Here is a 3,860-nt window from a genome sequence, read left to right as displayed (position 1 = left end):
GGCCAAGACGGACTGGGAGGTGGAGCTGGGCTTTGTGGTCGGCACGCGCGCAAGCTATGTACCCAAGGAGCGCGCGCTCGAGCACATTGCGGGCTACGTGCTGGTCAACGATGTGTCCGAGCGCGCCTTCCAGATCGAGCGCGGCGGCACCTGGGACAAGGGCAAGGGCTGCGACACCTTCGGGCCGATCGGCCCCTGGCTCGTGACGCGCGACGAAGTGGGGGATGCGCAGCAGCTGGGCATGTGGCTCGACGTGAACGGCCAGCGCCGCCAGACCGGCAGCACCGGCACGATGGTGTTCGACTGCGCAACCATCCTGAGCTACCTGAGCGAGTTCATGACGCTGATGCCGGGCGACGTCGTCACCACCGGCACGCCGCCCGGCGTTGGCATGGGCATGAAGCCCGAGCCGGTGTACCTGAAGGCCGGCGACGTGATGACCCTGGGCATCGACAGGCTCGGCACGCAGAGGCAGACCGTGGTCGCATGGAAGGAGGCCGCATGACTGCCGCTTCCTACGCCAACCGCTTCGCCGGCCGCCGCGCCGTCGTCACCGGCGGCGCCGCCGGCATCGGCCTGACCTTTGCCACGCGCTTCGTCGCCGAAGGCGGCTCCGTGAGCCTGTGGGACATGAACCAGCAAGCGCTGGACCAGGCGTGCGCCGCGCTTGGTGCCAGGGCTTCCGCAGTCCCGGTGAACGTGGCCGACTGGGCGGAGGTCGAGGCAGCGGCCGCCGCCTCGGCCGCGCAGCTGGGCGGCGGCATCGACGTGCTCGTGGCCTGCGCGGGCATCACCGGGCCCAACGTGCCGCTGGCGGAGTACCCGGTGGACCAGTGGCGGCGGGTGGTCGACGTTAACCTGAACGGGCTCTTCTATTGCAACCGCGCGGTGCTGCCGTACATGCAGGCCGGCAACTACGGCCGCATCGTCAACGTGGCTTCGGTGGCGGGCAAGGAAGGCAATCCCAACGCCTCGGCCTACAGCGCATCGAAGGCGGCAGTGATCGGGCTGACCAAGTCGCTCGGCAAGGAACTCGCCAAGGCCAACATCACGGTCAATGCCGTGACGCCGGCGGCAGTGAAGACCGCGATCTTCGACCAGATGTCGCCCCAGCACATCGAGTTCATGTTGTCGAAGATCCCGATGGGGCGCTTCGGCACGGTCGACGAGATCGCGGCGGTGATCGGCTGGCTCGCGAGCGAGGAGTGCTCGTTCACCACGGGCAGCGTGTTCGACGCCTCGGGAGGCCGCGCCACCTATTGAAGCCGTGCGGCCGGCATGCCGCGAACCAACAAACACAAATAACGGAGACCTCAATTATGAATTCCATCGCCACGAGCACCGCGCTCGACAAGGTGATCGCCAAGGCGATCCGCCGCCTGGTGCCCTTCTTGCTGCTGATGTACGTGCTGGCCTTTCTCGACCGCGCCAACGTCGGCTTTGCCAAGAAAGCCTTCCAGCTCGACACCGGCCTTTCGGACGCCGTGTTCGCCTTCGGCGCCGGCGTCTTCTTCATCGGCTATGCGCTGTTCGAAGTGCCGAGCAACCTGATCATGCATCGCGTCGGCGCGCGCGTCTGGATGTGCCGGATCATGGTGACCTGGGGCCTCGTCTCGGCCGCGCTCATGTTCGCGCACAACGAGACCAGCTTCTATGTCCTGCGCTTTTTGCTCGGCGTTGCCGAGGCGGGCTTCTTCCCAGGCGTCATCTACTTTTTGACGCGGTGGTTCCCGGCCAAGGCGCGCACACGCGTGATCGGCATGTTCTATTTTGGCGCGCCGCTCGCGTTCATCTTCGGCAGCCCGCTCTCCGGCCTGCTGCTCGAACTGAACGGCGTGTGGGGCCTGAAGGGCTGGCAGTGGCTGTTCCTGGTCGAAGGCGTGATGGCGTCGGTGGTCGGCGTGTGGGCCTACTGGTACCTGGACAACAAGCCGCTGGACGCGCGCTGGCTGTCCGCCGAAGAGCGCCAGACACTGGAGCGCGCCATCGACGCCGAAGAAGAGCAGAAGACCGCGCACGGCCCCGCCACGGTGCTGAAGGCGCTGACCAATGGCCGCGTGCTGTTTCTTTCGCTGATCTACTTCCTGATCCAGGTCAGCGTCTATGGCGTGGTGTTCTACCTGCCGACCCAGGTGGCGGCCCTGCTCGGCAAGAACGTGGGGCTGCTGGTGGGCTTTGTCACCGCCATTCCCTGGGTCTGCGCATTGGCGGCCGCGTACTTCGTGCCGCGCCTGGCCGAGCGCAGCGGCCAGCATGCGTTGATCGCGCTGGTGGTGCTGGCGGTTTCGGCGGCCGGCATCGCGGTGTCGGTCAATGCCGCCTCGCCGCTGGTGGCACTGGTCGCGCTGTGCTTTGCGGCCGCCGGCTTCATTGCGGTGCAGCCCGTGTTCTGGAGCTTCCCCACCGCCTACCTCGGCGGCGCGGCGGCGGCGGGCGGGATTGCGCTGATCAATTCGCTCGGCGCGATGGGCGGCTTTGTCGCTCCGAACGTCAAGACCTGGGCCGAGCATGCCTTCGCATCGCCCAGCGCCGGGCTCAACCTGCTGGCCGCGACCACGGTGGTCGGCGCCATGCTGTTCCTGGCACTGCGCCAGACGCGCAGCGCCGCAGCAGAGGCTGCCGCGTAGCGCCGCCCTTCATCACTCTCCCTCTGCTCGACGAAAGGATTCCCCATGAGCATGCCCACGATCAAGCACGTGCGCGCCTTCACCCTCCGCGGTGGCGGCGCCGACTACCACGACCAGGCCGATGGCCACTGGATCGACGACCACATCTCCACGCCGATGAGCAAGTACCCCGAGTACCGGCAGAGCCGCCGCAGCTTCGGCCTCAACGTGCTGGGCACGCTGGTGGTGGAGATCGAGGCCAGCGACGGCACCGTCGGCTTCTCGGTGACGACCGGCGGCGATCTCGGCTGCTGGATCGTCGAGAAGCACCTGGCCCGCTTCATCGAGGGCGCCCGGGTGACCGACATCGAGAAGATCTGGGACCAGATGTACAACGCCACGCTGTTCTACGGGCGCAAGGGCATCGTGCTCAACACCATCTCGGGGGTCGACCTGGCGCTGTGGGACCTGCTGGCCAAGGTCCGCAAGGAACCGGTCCATGCGCTGCTGGGCGGCCCGGTGCGCGACGAACTGACTTTCTACGCCACCGGCGCCCGGCCGGACCTGGCGAAGGAGATGGGGTTCATCGGCGGCAAGATGCCGCTGCACCATGGGCCCGCCGAGCGCGAGGAGGGCCTCAAGAAGAACCTCGAGATGCTGGCCGACATGCGTGCCAAGGTGGGCTCCGACTTCTGGCTCATGCTGGACTGCTGGATGAGCCTGGACGTGGAATACGCCACGCGCCTGGCGACAGCCGCGCGCAACGAGTTCGGCCTCAAGTGGATCGAGGAAGCGCTGTCGCCCGACGACTACTGGGGCTACGCCGAGCTGCGCCGCAATGTGCCGCGCGGCCTGCTGGTGAGCACCGGGGAGCACGAAGCCACGCGCTGGGGCTTCCGGCTGCTGCTCGAGATGGAGTGCTGCGACATCCTGCAGCCCGACGTGGGCTGGTGCGGCGGCATCACCGAGCTGATCAAGATCTCGAACCTGGCCGATGCGCACGGCAAGCTGGTGGTGCCGCACGGCTCGTCGGTCTACAGCTACCACTTCGTCATCACGCGCCACAACAGCCCGTTCGCCGAGTTCCTGATGATGGCGCCGAAGGCCGACGAGGTGGTGCCGATGTTCAACCCCCAGCTTCTGGACGAGCCGGTGCCGGTCAATGGCCGCATGAAGGCCTCCGCGCTCGACGCGCCGGGCTTCGGCGTGCGGCTCAACCCGGACTGCGCACTGCACCGCCCCTTTCCCAGATGA

At 67.2% G+C, this 3,860-nt stretch carries 4 protein-coding genes; all 4 read left to right on the top strand.

Translation table 11 applies throughout. The features are described 5' to 3' along the window. A partial coding sequence (locus tag AC1DOC_RS23745) for a fumarylacetoacetate hydrolase family protein (protein WP_478130611.1) occupies positions 1 to 505 on the top strand: 505 nt, incomplete at its 5' end. Continuing rightward, positions 502 to 1,263 carry an SDR family NAD(P)-dependent oxidoreductase gene (locus AC1DOC_RS23740; RefSeq protein ID WP_062366600.1) on the top strand — a complete coding sequence of 254 codons (762 nt, stop codon included), beginning with the start codon at positions 502 to 504 and terminating at the stop codon, positions 1,261 to 1,263. The genes AC1DOC_RS23745 and AC1DOC_RS23740, both read left to right, overlap by 4 nt. Positions 1,264 to 1,319: 56 nt before the next feature. After that, the gene (locus tag AC1DOC_RS23735) at positions 1,320 to 2,627 is read left to right on the top strand and encodes an MFS transporter (protein ID WP_478081439.1); all 1,308 of its coding nucleotides are present in this window, start codon (positions 1,320 to 1,322) and stop codon (positions 2,625 to 2,627) included. A gap of 45 nt (positions 2,628 to 2,672) precedes the next feature. Then, a complete protein-coding gene (rhmD, locus tag AC1DOC_RS23730; RefSeq protein WP_018905552.1) occupies positions 2,673 to 3,860 on the top strand; it encodes an L-rhamnonate dehydratase in 1,188 nt (395 codons plus the stop codon).

This window comes from Variovorax sp. 01T439_2 (assembly GCF_056398445.1).
The sequence above is the reverse complement of the archived record's forward strand: the minus strand, read 5'-3'. Positions and strand labels throughout refer to the sequence as shown.

What these genes read in the sequence shown, in the direction of transcription:
- AC1DOC_RS23740 (WP_062366600.1), top strand. Translation starts at nt 502, where the DNA reads ATGACTGCCGCTTCCTACGCCAACCGCTTCGCCGGCCGCCGCGCCGTC.
- rhmD (WP_018905552.1), top strand. Translation starts at nt 2,673, where the DNA reads ATGAGCATGCCCACGATCAAGCACGTGCGCGCCTTCACCCTCCGCGGT.
- AC1DOC_RS23735 (WP_478081439.1), top strand. Translation starts at nt 1,320, where the DNA reads ATGAATTCCATCGCCACGAGCACCGCGCTCGACAAGGTGATCGCCAAG.